This is a genomic window from Streptomyces omiyaensis, assembly GCF_014650895.1.
GTDB classification, from domain to species: Bacteria; Actinomycetota; Actinomycetes; order Streptomycetales; family Streptomycetaceae; genus Streptomyces; species Streptomyces omiyaensis.
In genome coordinates, this window is the sequence record NZ_BMVV01000025.1 from 85,668 (window position 1) to 102,631 (window position 16,964).

The 16,964-nt window shown below is 74.0% G+C and carries 21 protein-coding genes, 1 tRNA gene and 1 pseudogene; 18 read left to right on the forward strand and 5 right to left on the reverse strand.

What is annotated here, in order from left to right; translation table 11 throughout:
• Positions 1-21: 21 nt before the first annotated feature.
• The gene (locus tag IE287_RS30735) at positions 22-648 is read right to left on the reverse strand and encodes a MarC family protein (RefSeq protein WP_189852504.1); all 627 of its coding nucleotides are present in this window, start codon (positions 646-648) and stop codon (positions 22-24) included.
• 138 nt (positions 649-786) lie between these two features.
• Here IE287_RS30735 and IE287_RS30740 point away from each other — a divergent pair, with 138 nt between their 5' ends.
• Positions 787-1,098, forward strand: a complete 312-nt coding sequence (locus IE287_RS30740; protein ID WP_308436896.1) for a hypothetical protein — start codon at positions 787-789, stop codon at positions 1,096-1,098.
• 287 nt (positions 1,099-1,385) lie between these two features.
• A complete protein-coding gene (locus IE287_RS30745; RefSeq protein ID WP_189852505.1) occupies positions 1,386-1,673 on the forward strand; it encodes a metal-sensitive transcriptional regulator in 288 nt (95 codons plus the stop codon).
• Positions 1,674-1,804: 131 nt separating this feature from the next.
• On the opposite strand, the gene wrbA is transcribed toward IE287_RS30745, so the two are convergent.
• Entirely contained in the window at positions 1,805-2,413 is a 609-nt protein-coding gene (gene wrbA, locus IE287_RS30750) for an NAD(P)H:quinone oxidoreductase (RefSeq protein WP_189852506.1), read from the reverse strand.
• 156 nt (positions 2,414-2,569) lie between these two features.
• Between wrbA and IE287_RS30755 the strand changes: the two genes are divergently transcribed.
• The 6 genes from IE287_RS30755 (at position 2,570) to IE287_RS30780 (ending at position 8,435) form a co-directional block, all read left to right on the forward strand.
• On the forward strand, positions 2,570-3,232 hold the full coding sequence (locus IE287_RS30755; protein WP_189852535.1) for a TetR/AcrR family transcriptional regulator: 663 nt from the start codon (positions 2,570-2,572) through the stop codon (positions 3,230-3,232).
• Between the two features lie 154 nt (positions 3,233-3,386).
• Complete coding sequence (locus IE287_RS30760; protein ID WP_189852507.1) at positions 3,387-3,959, forward strand: RBBP9/YdeN family alpha/beta hydrolase; 573 nt, start codon at positions 3,387-3,389, stop codon at positions 3,957-3,959.
• 10 nt (positions 3,960-3,969) lie between these two features.
• Positions 3,970-4,908 carry a prolyl aminopeptidase gene (gene pip, locus IE287_RS30765; protein ID WP_189852508.1) on the forward strand — a complete coding sequence of 313 codons (939 nt, stop codon included), beginning with the start codon at positions 3,970-3,972 and terminating at the stop codon, positions 4,906-4,908.
• A gap of 362 nt (positions 4,909-5,270) precedes the next feature.
• Positions 5,271-6,824 (forward strand): M28 family metallopeptidase, encoded by a 1,554-nt coding sequence (locus IE287_RS30770; protein WP_189852509.1) that lies wholly within the window; start codon positions 5,271-5,273, stop codon positions 6,822-6,824.
• Between the two features lie 569 nt (positions 6,825-7,393).
• The gene (locus IE287_RS30775; RefSeq protein WP_096626547.1) at positions 7,394-7,690 is read left to right on the forward strand and encodes a type II toxin-antitoxin system VapB family antitoxin; all 297 of its coding nucleotides are present in this window, start codon (positions 7,394-7,396) and stop codon (positions 7,688-7,690) included.
• A gap of 115 nt (positions 7,691-7,805) precedes the next feature.
• Entirely contained in the window at positions 7,806-8,435 is a 630-nt protein-coding gene (locus tag IE287_RS30780) for a LytR C-terminal domain-containing protein (protein ID WP_189852510.1), read from the forward strand.
• Between the two features lie 7 nt (positions 8,436-8,442).
• Here IE287_RS30780 and upp read toward each other — a convergent pair whose 3' ends face one another.
• The gene (gene upp, locus IE287_RS30785; RefSeq protein ID WP_189852511.1) at positions 8,443-9,078 is read right to left on the reverse strand and encodes a uracil phosphoribosyltransferase; all 636 of its coding nucleotides are present in this window, start codon (positions 9,076-9,078) and stop codon (positions 8,443-8,445) included.
• A 92-nt stretch (positions 9,079-9,170) separates the two neighbouring features.
• Between upp and IE287_RS30790 the strand changes: the two genes are divergently transcribed.
• From IE287_RS30790 to IE287_RS30830, 9 genes are all read left to right on the forward strand, one after another.
• Entirely contained in the window at positions 9,171-9,389 is a 219-nt protein-coding gene (locus tag IE287_RS30790) for a hypothetical protein (RefSeq protein ID WP_189852512.1), read from the forward strand.
• 199 nt (positions 9,390-9,588) lie between these two features.
• The gene (locus IE287_RS30795; RefSeq protein ID WP_189852513.1) at positions 9,589-10,134 is read left to right on the forward strand and encodes a tRNA adenosine deaminase-associated protein; all 546 of its coding nucleotides are present in this window, start codon (positions 9,589-9,591) and stop codon (positions 10,132-10,134) included.
• Complete coding sequence (tadA, locus tag IE287_RS30800; protein WP_373307928.1) at positions 10,134-10,610, forward strand: tRNA adenosine(34) deaminase TadA; 477 nt, start codon at positions 10,134-10,136, stop codon at positions 10,608-10,610. The genes IE287_RS30795 and tadA overlap by 1 nt, the downstream gene beginning before the upstream one ends.
• Before the next feature lie 66 nt (positions 10,611-10,676).
• Positions 10,677-10,761: transfer RNA gene (locus IE287_RS30805), tRNA-Ser, on the forward strand.
• Positions 10,762-11,292: 531 nt separating this feature from the next.
• A complete protein-coding gene (locus IE287_RS30810; protein WP_189852514.1) occupies positions 11,293-11,457 on the forward strand; it encodes a hypothetical protein in 165 nt (54 codons plus the stop codon).
• Between the two features lie 9 nt (positions 11,458-11,466).
• On the forward strand, positions 11,467-11,760 hold the full coding sequence (locus IE287_RS30815) for a Dabb family protein (RefSeq protein ID WP_189852515.1): 294 nt from the start codon (positions 11,467-11,469) through the stop codon (positions 11,758-11,760).
• 481 nt (positions 11,761-12,241) lie between these two features.
• Positions 12,242-13,090 (forward strand): RNA polymerase sigma factor SigF, encoded by an 849-nt coding sequence (locus IE287_RS30820; RefSeq protein ID WP_189852516.1) that lies wholly within the window; start codon positions 12,242-12,244, stop codon positions 13,088-13,090.
• A 236-nt stretch (positions 13,091-13,326) separates the two neighbouring features.
• Positions 13,327-14,250, forward strand: a complete 924-nt coding sequence (locus IE287_RS30825) for an RNA polymerase sigma factor SigF (RefSeq protein WP_189852517.1) — start codon at positions 13,327-13,329, stop codon at positions 14,248-14,250.
• A gap of 50 nt (positions 14,251-14,300) precedes the next feature.
• A complete protein-coding gene (locus IE287_RS30830) occupies positions 14,301-15,143 on the forward strand; it encodes a hypothetical protein (RefSeq protein WP_229883830.1) in 843 nt (280 codons plus the stop codon).
• Here the strand turns inward: IE287_RS30830 and IE287_RS30835 are convergent.
• Positions 15,130-15,890: pseudogene (locus tag IE287_RS30835) on the reverse strand (SDR family NAD(P)-dependent oxidoreductase). The gene IE287_RS30830 and the pseudogene IE287_RS30835 sit on opposite strands and share 14 nt — an antisense overlap.
• 59 nt (positions 15,891-15,949) lie before the next feature.
• Here IE287_RS30835 and IE287_RS30840 point away from each other — a divergent pair.
• Complete coding sequence (locus tag IE287_RS30840; RefSeq protein ID WP_229883831.1) at positions 15,950-16,570, forward strand: TetR family transcriptional regulator; 621 nt, start codon at positions 15,950-15,952, stop codon at positions 16,568-16,570.
• Between the two features lie 149 nt (positions 16,571-16,719).
• On the opposite strand, the gene IE287_RS30845 is transcribed toward IE287_RS30840, so the two are convergent.
• The gene (locus IE287_RS30845; protein ID WP_189852519.1) at positions 16,720-16,959 is read right to left on the reverse strand and encodes a hypothetical protein; all 240 of its coding nucleotides are present in this window, start codon (positions 16,957-16,959) and stop codon (positions 16,720-16,722) included.
• Positions 16,960-16,964 lie beyond the last annotated feature (5 nt).

Consider the following 16,964-nt stretch of genomic DNA (forward strand, 5'->3'; position numbering starts at 1 on the left):
GGGCGGGGCCGGCGGCACCGCCTAGTGGCGGTCCAGGCCCGGGACGCCCAGCTCCGAGAGGCCGTCGAGGAAGAGGTCGACGCCGACCGCGGCGAGCAGCAGGCCGAGGAGCCGGCCGAAGAGTTCGACGGTGGCGTGGTGGGTGCGGCGGAGGAGCGGGGCGAGTACGAGGACGCAGACGAGGTCGAGGGCGATGACCGCCACGTACGCGCCGACCACGGTCGACCGCCAGCCCACCCCTTCGCGGGCGGCCGCCTCGATGAGCACCGCGGTCATGGCGAGCGGGCTGACCACGTACGGCATGAGGAGTTCGCGCAGGCCGCTGACGGTGTCGGGGGCGTCCGTGGGCGTGCCGTCGGTGCCGAGGTGCAGGCCGAGGACGAGCCCGACGGCGTAGATGAAGAAGATGACGCCGCCCGCGAGCTGGAGCGCGGGGGTGCTGATGTGGAAGACGTCGAGCAGCCAGGGGGCGGTGATGCCCGCGACGAGGCCGACGAGGACCGCCGCTCCGGAGGAGATGAGGGCGATGGTCCGCAGCTGGCGGATCGGGTGCGCCTGTGCGAGCCCGCCGAAGGCGAGGAGCACCTTCGGCGGGCCGACCACCGAGAAGAACGTGATGAAAGCGGCGGAGAAGGTGAAGGGGTTCACAGCGGACATCATGGGGCGTTCGGGTGATCAGGGGTGGATTTCGTGATTCCGTCCGCGCGGTGTCGAGCTCCGGGATCCGGTTCCGACGCTCCTCCGGAAGGGCCGTGAAGAGACCCCCGGGACGATCGGAGGACCCCCATGAAGTGCCTGGTGAGGGCGGAGGGCTCGCACGCCGGCTGCGAGGCGGTGTCCGGGCGCGGCTCGGCGCAGAGCCCGGCCTGGGACGAGGAGTCCCCGACGGCGATGTCCGACTTCACGAACGGACTCGGCAAGGAGCCGCTGGAGAGCGGCGAGATGCCGGACGGCCAGGGCGCGGCCGACCCGGGCGAGACCCGGCTGGTGCCGGTGGACGCGGAGGGGCGCCCGGTCGTGAGGACGGTCCGTACGCGGAGACCAAGGAGGTCCCGGCCGGCTACGGGGTCCTGGGGTGCGCGACCCCGGAGCGCGTGACCGAGGTCGCCGCCCGCGTGGCCCGCCGCCCCCGGCCGGCGGGCGCGCCGGCCCGCCCGGTGGTGATCCGCCGGATCGACGGGACGGGCCCGTCCCGGGACTGAACGGACGGCGCGGGGACGGCGCTCCCGGGGCCGGGACGGGAGGGCGAACGGCGTTCTCCGGCCGGGGCGGGGCCGTGGTCCGGCAGGGGCGGGAATCATTCGGGCGGGTGTCATCCTTGAACCCGAGGGATCCCCGCCGTGGGGGTCGGAGTGCCCCGTGGGGTATCTGCTGGAGGAGTGGTCGTGGAACTCGATCTCGCGGGCGCGGAGCTCAAGGCCGTGCTGAACCGGCTGCGCCGGGCGCAGGGCCAGATCTCCGGCGTGATCCGGATGATCGAGGAGGGGCGCGACTGCGAGGAGGTCGTGACCCAGCTGGCCGCGGCCTCGCGGGCGCTGGACCGGGCCGGGTTCGCGATCATCGCGACCGGGCTCCAGCAGTGCCTGACGGAGATGGAGAACGGGAAGCGGGACGGCGAGGACCCGGACAGGATGCGGGCCCGGCTGGAGAAGCTGTTCCTGTCGCTGGCCTGAGCGGACCCGCGGAGGGCCGGCACGCGAGGGCCCGAACGGGTCCCGGTGACGGCCCGGGCGTGGCGGTGCGGGAAGGCGCGTGCCCCCGGTGGAGGGTCCTTCCACCGGGGGCTCTGTGCGTTCGGGGGGGGTCAGTCGACCGCGAGGCCCTTCAGGCGCTTGGCGATCGTGGTGAGGCGGGTGCCCTGGTAGCGGGCGGCGGCCAGGACGTCCTCGCCGGGGGCGCCGTTGGCGGCGGGGTGCGCGGTGCCGTAGGGGTTGCCGCCGGCCGCGTAGACGGCGGGGTCGGTGAAGCCGGGCGAGACGATGACCGAGCCCCAGTGGTGGAAGGTGTTGTAGAGGGCGAGCAGGGTGGACTCGTTGCCGCCGTGGAGGTTGTGGGCGCTGGTGAAGGCGGTGGCGGGCTTGTCCGCCATCACCCCGCGCTGCCACAGGCCGCCGGTGGTGTCGACGAACTGCTTGAGCTGGGCCGCGACGTTCCCGAAGCGGGTCGGCGAGCCCAGGGCGTAGGCGTCCGCCCACTCCAGGTCGTCGAGGGTGGCGAGGTCGATGCCGGAGGTGGCGTCGACGTGGGCGCGCCAGGCCGGGTTGGCGTCGATCGCGGCGTCCGGGGCCAGCTCGGGCACGCGGCGCAGGCGCACCTCGGCGCCGGCCTTCCCGGCGCCCTCGGCGACGGCCTGCGCGAGCTGGTGCACGGCACCGGTGGACGAGTAGTAGACGACGGCGACCTTCACGGACATGACGGGCTCCTCGCTGCGGACCGCCCTCAAGCGGATCGTTTTCCGGTTGGCTCCTCCGAGCGTAATCGGATAGCAATCCGGATTGCAAGGAGGGCAGGTATGCTCGGAGGACGGGACCACGACGACGGGGGCGCGACGAAGGGCAGGGACGGGCCGATGAGCACGAGGACACCGGGGACCGACGACGGGTCCGCGCCGCTGCTCACCCTGCTCCCGAGCACGCCCGGCGGCGCCGCGGCCCCCGCCCCCGAGCGCGCCGACGCCGCCCGCAACCGGCGCCGGATCCTCGACGCCGCCGCCCGGATCGTCGCCGAGAAGGGCCCCGACGCGGTCACCATGAACCAGGTCGCCCACGCCAGCGGCATCGGCGTCGGCACCGTCTACCGCCGCTTCGGCGACGTGTCGCAGCTGCTCTGGGCGCTCCTCGACGACCGCGAGCGCCAGTTCCAGGAGGCGTACATGAGCGGCCCGCCGCCGCTCGGCCCGGGCGCCCCCGCCGACGAGCGGCTCGACGCCTTCCTCGACGCGCTCGTCGACCGGGTCGCCGAGCAGCGCGCCCTCCTGCTCGCCGCGCACTCCGCCGCGCCCCGCGCCCGCTACCACAGCGGCGCCTACCAGGTCATGCACACGCACGTGGCGATGCTGGTCTCCCGGCTCCGGCCCGACGCCGACCCCGCCCTCCTCGCCCACCTCCTGCTCGCGCCGTTCTCCCCGGACCTGATGCACCACCTCTCGGTGGAGCAGGCGCTCCCCGCCGAGCGGGTCAAGGCGGGGGTGCGGGAGCTGCTCGCGCTCCGCGACCGGCCCCGGCCCGCCTGACCTGCCGGGCCCGGCGGGCACGACCGGCCCCGGCCCGGCGGGCACGACGGGGACCGCGGCACCGCGCCCGGTGACCGGGCCGCCGGGAGCCGGGGGCCGTCCGCTCCTCGGAACGCCCTGGACCGCGGCTCCGCCCGCGCCGGACGATCGGGCCATGACCGCACCGAAGACCTTCCTCGTCCTGCACGGCTTCCAGAACCACCGGCCCGCCGGGCACTGGCAGCACTGGCTCGCCGGCGAGCTGCGCGCCCGCGGCCACGAGGTCCGCTACCCGCAGCTGCCCGAGCCGGACGCGCCCGTCCTCGACGACTGGCTGGCGGCCCTGGAGAAGCACGGCGAGCGCCCGGCCGAGGGCGAGTTCGTGGTCCTCGCGCACAGCCTCTCCGTGCTGCTCTGGCTGCGGGCGGGCGACCGCCGTCCCGAGGCCGACCGGGTGCTGCTCGTCGCCCCGCCCTCCCCCGGCGTCACCGCCGGCATCCCCGGGATCGCCGCCTTCGCCGACGGTCTCGACCTCGCCGAGGAGGGCGTGAGGGCCCGGCTCGTGCACGGGGACGGGGACCCGTACTGCCCCGAGGGCGCCGGGGAGGTCTACGGCACCCCGCTCGGCCTCGACACCGACCTCGTCCCGGGCGGCGCCCACCTCAGCCCCGCCGACGGGTTCGGGCCCTGGCCCGCCGTGCTGCGCTGGTGCGAAAACCCGGAGACCAGGATCACCGGCACCGCGTAGCGTCGGGCGGATGCGCTCCGAGACCCCTCCTCCGTACGCCACCGGCCTGCTCGACGTCGGGGACGGCAACCGCGTCCACTACGCCCTCCACGGCAACCCGGAGGGCAGACCCGCGCTCGTCGTGCACGGCGGGCCGGGCTCCGGGTCCTCGCCGACCGCGCCCCGGCTCTTCGACCCGGAGAAGTACCGGGTCGTCCAGTTCGACCAGCGCGGCTGCGGGCGCTCCCTGCCGCACGCGAGCGACCCCGCCGCCGACCTCTCCGTGAACACCACCGCCCACCTGGTCGCCGACATGGAGCGGCTCCGCGTCCACCTGGGGATCGACCGCTGGCTGCTGTACGGCGGCTCCTGGGGGTCGACGCTGGCCCTCGCCTACGCCGAGGCGCACCCCGAGCGGGTCTCGGCGATCGTGCTCGCGGCCGTCACCACCACCCGCCGCTCCGAGACGGCCTGGCTGTACGGGGGCGTCGGCCGCTTCTTCCCCGAGGCGCACGAGCGGTTCCGGGCAGGCGCCGACCACGCGGAGGACCCGGTGGCGACCTACGCGGCCCTGATGAACCACCCCGACCGGGCCGTGCGGGAGCGGGCGGCGGCCGACTGGTGCGCCTGGGAGGACGCCGTCCTGTCGATGGAGGGCATGGGGACCCCGTACACCGACCGGGTCGACGACGCCCGGCTCGGCTTCGTCCGGATCTGCTCGCACTACTTCGCGCACGGCGCCTTCCTGGAGGAGGGCGCCCTGATCAGGGACGCCCACCGGCTCGCCGGCATCCCCGGGGTGCTGGTCCACGGGCGGCTCGACCTGGGCGGGCCGCTCACCACCGCCTGGGAGCTCGCCCGGGCCTGGCCGGAGGCCGAGCTGCACGTGGTGGAGGGGGCCGGGCACCTCGGCGGCGAGGAGACCCGGCGCCTGGTCGTCGCCGCCCTGGAGCGCTTCGCGGACGCCTGAGGGGTCGCGCGGACGGCCCGGCCCACCGGGCGCGCAGGGCCCCGCGGCGGGATCATCGGAAGCATGAGCCCCGGGATCCGCCCCGCCCGGCGGCCCGGCTCCGGCGCGCCCCCCGGCGGGCGCCCGCCCGGCCGCCGGCACCACCCGGCCGGAACCGGCCGCCGGGGTCCGCGCCCCCGCGCAGGGGGCGGAGGCGGCCGGCAAAGCGGCGAAAGCCGCCAAGGGCAGCAAATCATCCGCGAATTGAGAATTCCAGATGTCAATCCTGTTCAAGCTGACATGAATTGCGCCGTACGTGTTCACAGGAAGCCCTCGCGGTGGCTAACTTCCCCTCAACCTCGTCCCCATCGGGAAGGACTTCTGTGAACGCATCGCAGCGTCGCGCCGCGGCCATCCTCGCCGCGGCGGCCCTCGCCACCCCCCTGGTCCTCGCTTCTCCGGCCACCGCCGTCAAGGACCCCGCCGCCGCGCCCGCCAGGGACGCCGCGAAGCTGGCGAAGAAGCTGGTCCGGGAGACCACCGGGCAGGACGCCTTCAAGCACCTGCAGAAGTTCCAGGCGATAGCCGAGTCGGCCGGCGGTCACCGCGCCGCCGGCTCGCTCGGCCACGACGCCTCGGCCGCGTACGTGTACACGCAGCTGAAGAAGGCCGGCTACAACGTCTCGTACGAGAAGTTCACCTTCGTCTACACCGAGACCCTCGCCGAGAAGGCCTCCGTCCTCGGCTCCGCGCCCCGCGCGCTCGACGTCCGGGCGATGACCTACACCAAGTCCACCCCGGTCGGCGGCATCACCGCCGCGCTGGCCGCCGTCCCGGTCGACGCCGACGGCACCACCGGCTGCGAGCCGGGCGACTTCGCCTCCGGCACCTTCACCGGCAAGATCGCCCTGATCAAGCGCGGCGGCTGCACCTTCGCGGCCAAGCAGGAGAACGCCGCCGCGGCCGGTGCCGTCGGCGCGATCGTCTACAACAACACCGCGGGCCTGCTCTCCGGCACCCTCGGCGCCGCCGACGCCGGCAGGATCCCGACCGCCGGCCTCTCCCAGGCCGAGGGCGAGCAGCTCGCCGCCGACCTCGCCAAGGGCGCGGTGAACCTCTCCTTCGAGGTCCGCCAGCTCAACGAGAACCGCTCCACCAACAACGTCATCGCGGAGACGAAGGGCGGCAACGCCGCCAACACCGTGATGCTGGGCTCGCACCTCGACTCCGTCACCGCCGGCCCCGGCATCAACGACAACGGCTCCGGCTCCGCGGGTCTCCTCCAGACCGCCCTGGAGCTCGCCAAGTCGAAGGACAAGGTCCGCAACAAGGTCCGCTTCGCCTGGTGGTCCGCGGAGGAGAACGGCCTCCTCGGCTCCGAGCACTACGTCGCCAACCTGACGGAGCTCGACAAGAAGGAGATCAAGCTCTACCTGAACTTCGACATGATCGCCTCGCCGAACTACGGCCTGTTCGTGTACGACGGCGACGACTCGGACGCCACCGGCGCCGGCGCGGGCCCCGAGGGCTCCGCCCAGCTGGAGCGCGACATCACCGACTTCATGGACAAGCAGGGCCTCCCGCACGAGGGCACCGACTTCACCGGCCGCTCCGACTACGGCCCGTTCATCGAGGTCGGCATCCCCTCCGGCGGCACCTTCACCGGCGCCGAGGGCATCAAGACCCCCGAGCAGGCGGCCAAGTTCGGCGGTGAGGCCGGCGTCGCCTACGACGTGAACTACCACGCCGCGGGCGACGACATCACCAACGTCAACCGCGAGGCCTTCGACGCCAACATCGACGTCATCGCCAACGCCGTCGGCACCTACGCCCACGACATCTCCTCGCTGCGCAAGCCGGTCGTCTCCGTGCCGACCACGGGCGACGCGGGCAGCGGCGGCGGCCTGCACGACGACCACCACGAGGTCACCGAGTAAGCAGCGGGCGGCCGGCGCCCGCGGCGGGCCCTCCCGGAGACCGGACGGCTGATCTCCCGGCCCGGCCGGGTGCCGACCGACCGGTCGGGGGACCCGGACGTCCCGCTGCCGACGACCTGCTCGACGAGCGAGGGCTCCTCCCGAGGGGCCCTCGCTCCCTTCCCGGCGGCTTCCCCTGGAGGGCCCTGGTCTTGCCGGCGCCGGCGCCGGTGCCGGTGCCGGTGGTGCCGGTGCCGGTGGTGCCGGCGACGAGGCCGCGGCGGCCGGGGACCGCGAGCGGGATCCGCACCGGCGCGTCCGGGCGGCAGACGCCGTGCCGCGGCGCCCAGGTCGAGCGCGGGGCGCCGGAAGGCGTACCCGGCGGCGACCGGCGCGGGGAGGCCGCCGGCCGGGGCGGTGGCGGGCTCCGGCGGGGGACGCGGGGGCGTCCGCGGGCTCCGGGGCCGGCGGCGGCTGCCCCGCCTCGCCCATGACGGCACCCCACATGTCGGCTGTGTCACGGTCTGCACCAGCATCCCGTCGGTGCCGCGTGGCTGCGCCGGGAGCCGCTCGCCCGGTAGGCTTTCCGTGTGATCTTCAAGCGCATCGGAAACGGCAGGCCGTATCCCGACCACGGCCGGGAAAGCACCCGGCAGTGGGCGGACGTCGCCCCGCGCCCGGTCCGCCTCGACCAGCTGGTCACCACCAAGGGCCAGCTGGACCTGGAGACCCTGCTCGCCGAGGACTCCACCTTCTACGGCGACCTCTTCGCGCACGTCGTGAAGTGGCAGGGCGACCTGTACCTCGAGGACGGGCTGCACCGCGCCGTCCGCGCCGCGCTCCAGCAGCGCCAGGTGCTCCACGCGCGCGTGCTGGACCTCGGCTGATCCCGTCGGGACGACGGGTCGGGCTGATCCTTTCGGGGGCAGTTCACGCCCATCCGGCCCCTGATCACATGATCATCAAGTAGGCATCCCGCACGGGCGGCATTACGCTGCGCCCATGAGCATGCTCACTCCCCCCGGCATGGGCGGAAAGTACCGCATCACGGGGGATGTCTACCCGCGCATGCGCCGCCCCCACCGTCGGCGCAGGATCGTCCTCGCCTCCGCCGCCGCAGTGGCCGTGCTCGGCGCGGCCGGCTGGGGCACGCTCCAGCTCGTCGACGTGTTCTCCGGCGACGACGAGACGCGGAAGACCGTCGCCGGCAGGCAGGCCGACTGCAAGCCCGCGCCCACGCCCAGCGCCTCGGCGGCCGCGGGCCTGCCCAAGCCCGCCCAGGTCACGGTGAACGTCTACAACGCGACCCCGCGCAGCGGACTCGCCAAGGCCACCGCCGACGAGCTGAAGAAGCGCGGCTTCGCCATCGGCAAGATCGGCAACGCGCCCGCCGCCTACGACAAGAAGGTCACGGGCTCCGGCCTGCTGCTCGGCGCCCCGGGCGCCGCCAAGGGCACCTTCGCCGTCCTCGGCACCCAGCTCGCGGGCACCACGACGAAGGTCGACGCCCGCACCACGGCGGACGTCGACCTGATCATCGGTACTGCCTTCAAGAACCTGTCGCCCAAGGCGACGGCGGACGCGGCGCTGGTGGCCCTCAACAAGCCCAGGCCCGCGCCGACCCGCTGCTGAGCGGGGACTACTCGGCGGCGCCGTACATGCGGTCGCCGGCGTCGCCGAGGCCCGGGACGATGTAGCCGGCCTCGTTGAGCCGCTCGTCGACCGAGGCGGTCACGACCGTCACCGGCGTGTCCGCGAGCTCGCGCTCCATGACCGCGACGCCCTCCGGGGCGGCCAGCAGCACCACGGCCGTCACGTCGTCCGCGCCGCGCCGGATCAGCTCCTGGATCGCCGCGACCAGCGTGCCGCCGGTCGCCAGCATCGGGTCGAGCACGTACACCTGGCGGCCCGAGAGGTCCTCCGGCATCCGGGTGGCGTAGGTCGACGCCTCCAGCGTCTCCTCGTTCCGGATCATGCCCAGGAAGCCGACCTCGGCCGTCGGGAGCAGCCGCACCATGCCGTCCAGCATCCCGAGCCCGGCGCGCAGGATCGGGACGACCAGCGGACGCGGGTACGACAGCTTCACGCCGGTCGTCGGCGTGACGGGGGTCTCGATGTCGACCTGCTCGGTCCGCACGTCCCGGGTCGCCTCGTAGGCGAGCAGCGTGACCAGCTCGTCGGCGAGCCGGCGGAAGGTCGGGGAGTCCGTGCGCTTGTCGCGCAGGGTGGTGAGCTTGTGGGCGACCAGCGGGTGATCGACGACGTGGAGACGCATGACTCAACAGTAGCCCGCCGCGCACTGGCACCGACCCACGCCGCTGCGGCAAGGTGGGAGCACAGGGACCCAGTGATGGGGTGGTGTGGCCGATGCCCGACCCGAAGAACACATCCGGCCTGGTCCGGGGCGGCACGGAGCCCCGGACGCCGGAGACACAGCCGGAGACCGACGCGGAGCGCCGCAGACGCCGCGCGCAGTTCCTCCGCGAGCTCGGCGAGGCCAAGGCGCTGCGCGACCGCGTGCAGCCGCGGCGCGCCCGGGCGGCCCGCATGAGACAGGCCATGCGCATGCGCACCTTCCGGTGGTGAGGGCCCGTGGGGCGGGGAGACGCGACCCCGCCGCGCGCCGGGGTCGCACGCCCACCCGAACGCGGTGTGGTTCAGACTGATGCACGACGCAAGAGCCGAAGACCTCTCCTGAGGCCGTCGTTTCTGTCACGATGCCGATTGGGCGGGGCTCAGGAGCGCGCCGCCGGATCATCACACCTCTGATCAGTGGGAGAGTCAGGTGTACTTCGCCGCACTGCTCGCGCGCACCGAAGACGGGTGGGAAGCGAGCGATACGGAGCTCGACGACGTGGAGACGCTGGCGGACCTGGCCGATCTGGCCCGTGAGGCGGCGGCCGACGAAGGGGAGACCGTCCTCGTCTTCATCGAGCAGGAGGACGCGTGGTTCGGCGTCGTCCGCGTCGACGGAGAGGACGACCCCCGGGTCTACGTCTCCCACGCGGCGGCCGCGGCCCGCTCCTCGTACGGGGAGATCCTCACCTCGGAACTGCTCGGCGACGACGACCCGGACAGCGAGCTCGACGAACTCGACAGGCTCACCGCCCTGGACGGCACCGAGGACGGTGAGCCGGAGCACGCGCCCGACGAGGACGAGGACGCCTCCGCGGGCAGCGCCGGCATCGCGCCGGCCGGTCCGCTCGGCGACGGCCGGATCCTCGCCGACCTCGGCCTGTCCGAGCGGGAGCTGCTCGCCGTGACCGAGGACGCCCTCGGGGAGATCGCCGACGCCATCGGCGCCTCCGACATCCTGGAGGCCGTCCGCTAGTGCCGTCCGCAGTGCCCGGCCCCGTGCCGGACTCCTGGCGGGACGCCATGCGCCTCGCCCTCGCCGAGGCCTCGGCGGCCGTGCCGGCCGGTGACGTACCGGTCGGCGCGGTCGTCCTCTCCCCCTCCGGCGAGGTCCTCTCCCTCGGTCGCAACGAGCGGGAGGCGACCGGCGATCCGACCGCCCACGCGGAGGTCCTGGCGCTGCGCCGGGCCGCCGCGGCCACCGGCGAGTGGCGGCTGACCGGCTGCACGCTCGTGGTGACCCTGGAGCCCTGCGTGATGTGCGCGGGCGCGCTGGTCCAGTCCCGGGTCGAGCGGGTCGTCTACGGCGCCGACGACGAGAAGGCGGGCGCCGCGGGCTCCCTCTGGGACCTGGTCCGCGACCGCAGGCTCAACCACCGTCCCGAGGTCGTCCGCGGCGTCCTCGGCGAGGAGTGCGCCGAACAGCTCACCGCCTTCTTCCGCACCCGCTGACCTGCGGAGCCGCCCCCGGCGGATACGGATTTCATGGCTGGGCGACTTTGGGCTAAGCTCTCTCTCGGTAGCGTGTCCGAGCGGCCGAAGGAGCTCGCCTCGAAAGCGAGTGTGGGGAAACTCACCGAGGGTTCAAATCCCTCCGCTACCGCTGAAGACGCCCCTCCGACCAGGCAACTGGTCGGAGGGGCGTTCTGCGTTCCAGGGGCGTTCCGAGCCCCCGGGAGGGCCGCCTTCCAGCGGGGTTCCCGCCCTCCCAGGACGCCTCCGGGGCCGTGTCCGGCCGGCCGCCGGGAAGACCCGGCACGGGGTACGGGCGCAGCCGGTACGGGCGCAGCCGTACCGGCGGAACGGGGAGGGGAGGGGGAGACGGGGCGGGAGAACGAGGAGGACGGGGGGAGCGGCATCGGGGGGACAAGCCGCTCCCCCCGATGAGAACCGGTCCGGCAAGTCCTGCGCCGCAGTCAGGGGGAAGCTCGCGGCGCGGACCCCGCAGTGCGGGCCGGTTCCATGCGCCCCGCGGATTCCTGCCAGATCCGCCGGGCTCGCCCTCCATCCTGCTCCCCCGTCACCCGTCCGGGGGGCGGCGAAAGACCCCGAAGCCCGGGCCCTTGGTCCATAAAGGCTCGGTTAGAGTGGGCCACCGCCGAGGCGGGGCCCGGCGCCGGGAGGGGGAGGACGGATGTCCCAGGCGAGGAAAATCGCGGTCTACACGTTCGGGGTCTTCGTGCTGTACGCGATCATCACGTCCCCGGACCGCTCCGCCGAGCTGGTCCAGATAGGCTTCGAGGGCCTTTCCAGCGCCGCCAAGGGTGTCGGAGAGTTCATGACCGAACTCATCAACTAGGAGCCCTCCGTGATCCGCCATCTGGTCCTCTTCAAGCTCAACGAGGGCGTCGAGCGCGACGAGCCGCGCGTGGCCGCCGGCGTCGAGGCGTTCCGCGCGCTCGGCGGGCAGATCCCCGAGCTGCGGTTCTGGGAGTGCGACTGGAACGTGTCGGACCGGCCGATCGCGTACGACTTCGCCATCAACTCGGCCGTCGAGGACCCGGAGGCGCTCCAGCGCTACCTCGACCACCCGGCGCACCAGGCCGGTGTGGCGCAGTGGCGCGAGTTCTCCACCTGGGTGATCGCGGACTACCCCTTCTAGGGCCTGTCTGACCATTCCCGTCGGGTCCGGCCCGCCCGGCACGCGCTCCCCCGTAGCCCTTCGGGCACGGGAGGTGCCCCCATGCCGCACGGCCGAAACGCCCGAGTAGCTCCTTCCCCGAGCTCTCGGCTTCGCTCGAGCGGGGGAGACCCCGACCGAGGGCGCCCCGGCCGCACGCCGATCGCACGCACCGAACGACCCGGCCTGATCCGACGCCCATGGTCAGACAGGCCCTAGGCCGCTCGCCCCCCGTTCTCCGCGAGACCCCCCGCCGTCCGGGCGGGGGGTCTCGCGCGTTGCCGCCCCCAGCGCTTCTGGCCTCCCCTTTTTCGTCCACCATGCCCTCAACACGTACGTATGCGGTGCTTGCACACAGTGGACATGTCTTGTGATGCTATGACCGCTTTTGATGGATGAGTTGACCGTTTGACCGCAGTTGACCCAGTCGACCAGCTACACCAGCCAAAGGGGTGGCGTGAACGTGCCGGCCAGTACAGCGCCTCAGGTCCCGCCCCAGCACGAGGCGGGTGGAGCAGCGGACACCCCGCGCCCCCGGGACCGGAGCAGCCGCGGCGCCGACACCCGGGCGCTCACCCAGGTGCTCTTCGGACAGCTCAAGAACCTGGATCCGGGCACCCCCGAGCACGACCGGGTGCGCGGGGCGCTCATCGAGGCCAACCTGCCGCTCGTGCGGTACGCGGCGGCCCGCTTCCGCTCGCGCAACGAGCCGATGGAGGACGTCGTCCAGGTCGGGACGATCGGCCTGATCAACGCGATCGACCGCTTCGACCCGGAGCGGGGCGTGCAGTTCCCGACCTTCGCCATGCCGACCGTGGTCGGCGAGATCAAGCGGTACTTCCGCGACAACGTCCGCACCGTGCACGTGCCGCGCCGGCTGCACGAGCTGTGGGTGCAGGTGAACGGCGCCACCGAGGACCTGACGACGGCCCACGGGCGCTCCCCCACCACCGCCGAGATCGCGGAGCGGCTGCGGATCGGCGAGGACGAGGTGCTCGCCTGCATCGAGGCCGGACGCTCGTACCACGCCACCTCCCTGGAGGCGGCGCAGGAGGGCGACGGGCTGCCCGGGCTCCTCGACCGGCTCGGCTACGAGGACCCGGCGCTCGCCGGGGTCGAGCACCGCGACCTGGTCCGGCACCTGCTCGTCCAGCTGCCCGAGCGGGAGCAGCGGATCCTGATGCTGCGCTACTACAGCAATCTGACGCAGTCCCAGATCAGCCAGGAGCTCGGGGTCTCGCAGATGCACGTGTCAAGGCTCCTCGCCCGGAGCTTCGCCCGCTTGAGATCCGCAAACAGAATCGAGGCATGACCGGAACGGGTAGACCGGTTCGGAGCAGTTCCACGACGCCCCAATTGCCGTACACCCCTTGTTTCCTGCGGATATGCGCCCACCCCTTGTCGACAAGTCACTACAGCGTGTTGCCGACATGTGACATTCTGCTGGGGACGCGTTTGCCGCAGCCCCACGGCCGGTATTCAGGTGGAAGCTGCGTTCCTCCGATGGTCGCGGCCCACCGCGACCGTCCGCGACCTCTAGGGGGTGGCATGTCCGCAGATCAGGGCAGCTCGAAGGTGCTCACGCTCACGCCCGTTCCGGTCCTCGCGCCCGAGCCCGTACCCACGCAGACGACGGCGACGACCGCGGCCGAGAGCGGCGTGCTCCCGGCCCCGGCGCCGACCGTCGCCCCGGAAGCCCTCGACACCCGCACCCTCTCGCGCTCCCTGTTCCTGCGGCTGCGCGCCCTCGACACCGAGGGCGCCGCGGCGGACAGCCCGGAGCGGACCTACGTCCGCGACACCCTCATCGAGCTGAACCTCCCGCTCGTGCGGTACGCGGCGGCCCGCTTCCGCTCGCGCAACGAGCCGATGGAGGACATCGTCCAGGTCGGCACCATCGGCCTGATCAAGGCGATCGACCGCTTCGACTGCGAACGGGGCGTGGAGTTCCCGACGTTCGCGATGCCGACGGTCGTCGGCGAGATCAAGCGCTTCTTCCGCGACACCTCGTGGTCGGTGCGGGTGCCGCGCCGGCTCCAGGAGCTGCGCCTCGCCCTCACCAAGGCCAGCGACGAGCTCGCGCAGAAGCTCGACCGCTCGCCGACCGTCCCCGAACTCGCCGCCGTGCTCGGGGTGTCGGAGGAGGACGTCGTCGACGGCCTCGCGGTGGGCAACGCGTACACGGCCTCCTCCCTCGACTCGCCCTCCCCGGAGGACGACGGCGGCGAGGGCTCCCTCGCGGACCGCCTCGGCTACGAGGACGCGGCCCTGGAGGGCGTCGAGTACCGCGAGTCGCTGAAGCCGCTGCTCGCCAAACTCCCGCCCCGCGAGCGGCAGATCATCATGCTGCGCTTCTTCGCCAACATGACCCAGTCGCAGATCGGCGAGGAGGTCGGCATCTCCCAGATGCACGTCTCGCGCCTGCTCACCCGCACGCTCTCCCAGCTCCGCGAGGGCCTGATCGCGGACTGAGTTCGCCGATTCCCCCCCTTGCTGACGATCCGTCAGTCACACTGGGGGGCATGAGGCGCAGGAAGCAGCCGGTACTCGTGGCGGTGGCGCTCTGCCTCGGCGGAGCGCTCACCGCGTGCGGAGGCGGAGGAGACGGCGAGGGGTTCGCGGCGGTCGGCGCCGGGCCCTCGCCCGGCCGCGCGGTCGGCCCCTCGGGCGCCGTCACCCTGGTTCCGCTGGACAGCCCCACGGCGAGCGGCACCACCTCCAGCACCTCCTCCCCTCCCCCGCCCTCCCCGCCGTCCCCGCCCGGCCCCACGCCGTCGCCGGACGGGGGCACGGGTTCGGCACCGGGTGCCGGTACGGAGCCGGGCACCGGCGCGGAGTCCGGCCCGGGCCCCGCCGGCTCCGGTTCCGGAGGCGGTACGGGGCAGGCCGGCGGTTCCGGCGGCGGTACGGGGCCGGGGGCGCCGCCCGGCGGCTCCGGCGGTTCGTCGCCCGGCGGCTCGCCCTCCGGCGCGACCACGGCCCCGCCCCGCACCTCCGCCCCCGCTCCGGCACCCACCACCCCCTCGCCCCGGCCGACGACCGACGCGCCCCCGCCCCGCCCCGCCGCGCTCACCGTCTCCGCGCCGGTCACCGCCGACGCCGACCGGCGCTGGTGCGAGCAGGTCACGGTGACCTTCCGGAACACCGGCGGCTCCCCCGTCGCCGCCGGCACGGCCACCTTCGCCACCCACGTCATCGGCGCGCTCGGCGTCGACTGGGGCACGGTCGCCACCACCCAGCCGCTGCCGGCCCCGATCGCCGCCGGGGCCTCCCGGACGCGGACGTACACGGTCTGCGTCGACTCCTGGCGGGTGCCGCTCGGCATGCGCGTCGACACCCGCGAGGTGACCGCTAGCTGGCGGTGAGCCCGTACCGGACCCCGGTCAGCTCCTCGGAGAGGTCCCAGAGGCGGCGGCCCGCCTCCGGGTCGGCCGCCGCCGCCGAGGGCTTCACGCGGGTCGGGAAGCCCCGGAGCCCACCGGGTCCGTCCGGGCCGATGAAGTCGCCGCCGCCCGCCTCCGGCGCCGTCGCCGCGTACAGCTGCGGCAGGGCGCCGCGCTCCGGACGCTGGGCGAGGAGCGGATTGCCGATCCGGCCGTAGAAGAAGCGGGCGAGGCCGGTGACGTCCTCGGTCCGCAGGGCGGTCGCGGTGTATAGCCGGGGTGGGCGAGGACGCTGCGGACCGGGCGGCCGGCGGCGGTGAGGCGGCGGTGCAGTTCGTGCCCGAAGACCGCGTTGGCCGGCTTCGAGCCGTTGGAGAAGGCCGTCGGGGCGTACCCCCGCTCGCCCGCGGGATCGCCGAGGCGGAGCCTGCCCTGCCGGTGCACCGGCGAGCTGACCGTCACCACCCGGCCGTCGTCCGGGAGCCGGTCGAGCGGCGGGCCGGTGAGGCCGGCGACGGCCCGGCGGCCCCTCTCCTCGTCCCGCACGGCGAGGACCACCCGGCCGCCCCGCAGGGCGAGGGCGCGGGTGGTGGCGAGGCCGGGGCCACCGGTGGCCCCGGGGACGACGTGGACGCGGCCGCCGAGGTCGGGGATGGCGTCGGCGGTCCAGTGCCGGGTGCGCGTACGACTCGTGCGGCACAGGCTGCCCCTCGTGTCACTCGATGCCAAGCATGACGCATGATGCTGTCCACGGCACGGGGGTCGCGTTCCCGCGCTGGCATCGACGGGTGAGCACCGCATCCGGCCCCCGCCCCTCGACCCTCGCCCAGCGCAAGCGGCAGCTCGTCGCGACCGAGCTGACCGAGACGGCGCTCCAGCTCTTCGCGCACAAGGGCTTCGAGGCCGTCACGGTCGACGAGATCGCGACCGCCGCCGGCGTCTCCAAGCGGACCTTCTTCCGCTACTTCGCCTCCAAGGAGGACGTGGTCGTCCAGTTCCTGGCCGGGATGGGCGCCGACACGCGGGCGGAGCTCGCCGCCCGGCCCGCCGCCGAACCGCCCTCGGCCGCCCTGCTGCACGCCGTCTCCGTCCCCCTCGCCGCCTGCGGCGACCACGCCGAGCGCACCCTGCCCGTGGTCCGGCTGGTCCTGCGGTCCCCCGCGCTGCTCGCCCGCTTCCTGGAGCACCAGGCCGGGTGGCGCGAGGAGCTGGCCGGGGAGCTGGCCTCCCGGCTCGGGCGCGACCCGGCCGGGATCTACCCGCCGCTGGCGGCGGGCATGGCGCTGGCCGCCTTCGACACGGTGCTGCACCGGTGGAGCGACGGCGCCGGGGAGCCCGATCCGCTCGCGCTCGTCTCGCGGGCCTTCGCGCTGCTGGCCCCGGCCCTGGACGGCGCCGGGGAGGAGTAGGGGAGGAACGGGGACGGCGAAGGAGGGGCCGGTTCCGTACGGGTACGGAACCGGCCCCTCCTTCGTCGAACGGGGTCGAGCGGGGTCGAACGGGATCGAGCGGGGGAGAACGGGTCGCACGGGTCCGCGCGGGGCGGGGGTGGAGCGGGTCAGGCGAGGGCGAGCCAGACGACGCCCGCCACGATGACGATCGCGGCGACGACACCGGCGATCACGCCGACGCGCGGGCCGCCCTGGACGGCCGCGACCTGCTGCGGCTGGTTCTGGTGCTGGTGCTGGGGGGTGCCCTCGTCGACGAAGGCGCGGAACATCTGGGTGCTGCCGGCGGGGTCGTATCCCTCGGGGCCCTGGGCGCCCTGGCCGTACGGTGCTTGCGGGTTGTGTGCCATGGGCC

Excerpts from the sequence above, each read along its gene's own strand:
- IE287_RS30740 (WP_308436896.1), top strand. The coding sequence starts at position 787 with ATGAAGTGCCTGGTGAGGGCGGAGGGCTCGCACGCCGGCTGCGAGGCG.
- wrbA (WP_189852506.1), bottom strand. The coding sequence starts at position 2,413 with ATGTCCGTGAAGGTCGCCGTCGTCTACTACTCGTCCACCGGTGCCGTG.
- IE287_RS30755 (WP_189852535.1), top strand. The coding sequence starts at position 2,570 with ATGAGCACGAGGACACCGGGGACCGACGACGGGTCCGCGCCGCTGCTC.
- IE287_RS30760 (WP_189852507.1), top strand. The coding sequence starts at position 3,387 with ATGACCGCACCGAAGACCTTCCTCGTCCTGCACGGCTTCCAGAACCAC.
- pip (WP_189852508.1), top strand. The coding sequence starts at position 3,970 with ATGCGCTCCGAGACCCCTCCTCCGTACGCCACCGGCCTGCTCGACGTC.
- IE287_RS30780 (WP_189852510.1), top strand. The coding sequence starts at position 7,806 with ATGAGCATGCTCACTCCCCCCGGCATGGGCGGAAAGTACCGCATCACG.
- upp (WP_189852511.1), bottom strand. The coding sequence starts at position 9,078 with ATGCGTCTCCACGTCGTCGATCACCCGCTGGTCGCCCACAAGCTCACC.
- IE287_RS30790 (WP_189852512.1), top strand. The coding sequence starts at position 9,171 with ATGCCCGACCCGAAGAACACATCCGGCCTGGTCCGGGGCGGCACGGAG.
- IE287_RS30810 (WP_189852514.1), top strand. The coding sequence starts at position 11,293 with ATGTCCCAGGCGAGGAAAATCGCGGTCTACACGTTCGGGGTCTTCGTG.
- IE287_RS30825 (WP_189852517.1), top strand. The coding sequence starts at position 13,327 with ATGTCCGCAGATCAGGGCAGCTCGAAGGTGCTCACGCTCACGCCCGTT.
- IE287_RS30830 (WP_229883830.1), top strand. The coding sequence starts at position 14,301 with ATGAGGCGCAGGAAGCAGCCGGTACTCGTGGCGGTGGCGCTCTGCCTC.
- IE287_RS30845 (WP_189852519.1), bottom strand. The coding sequence starts at position 16,959 with ATGGCACACAACCCGCAAGCACCGTACGGCCAGGGCGCCCAGGGCCCC.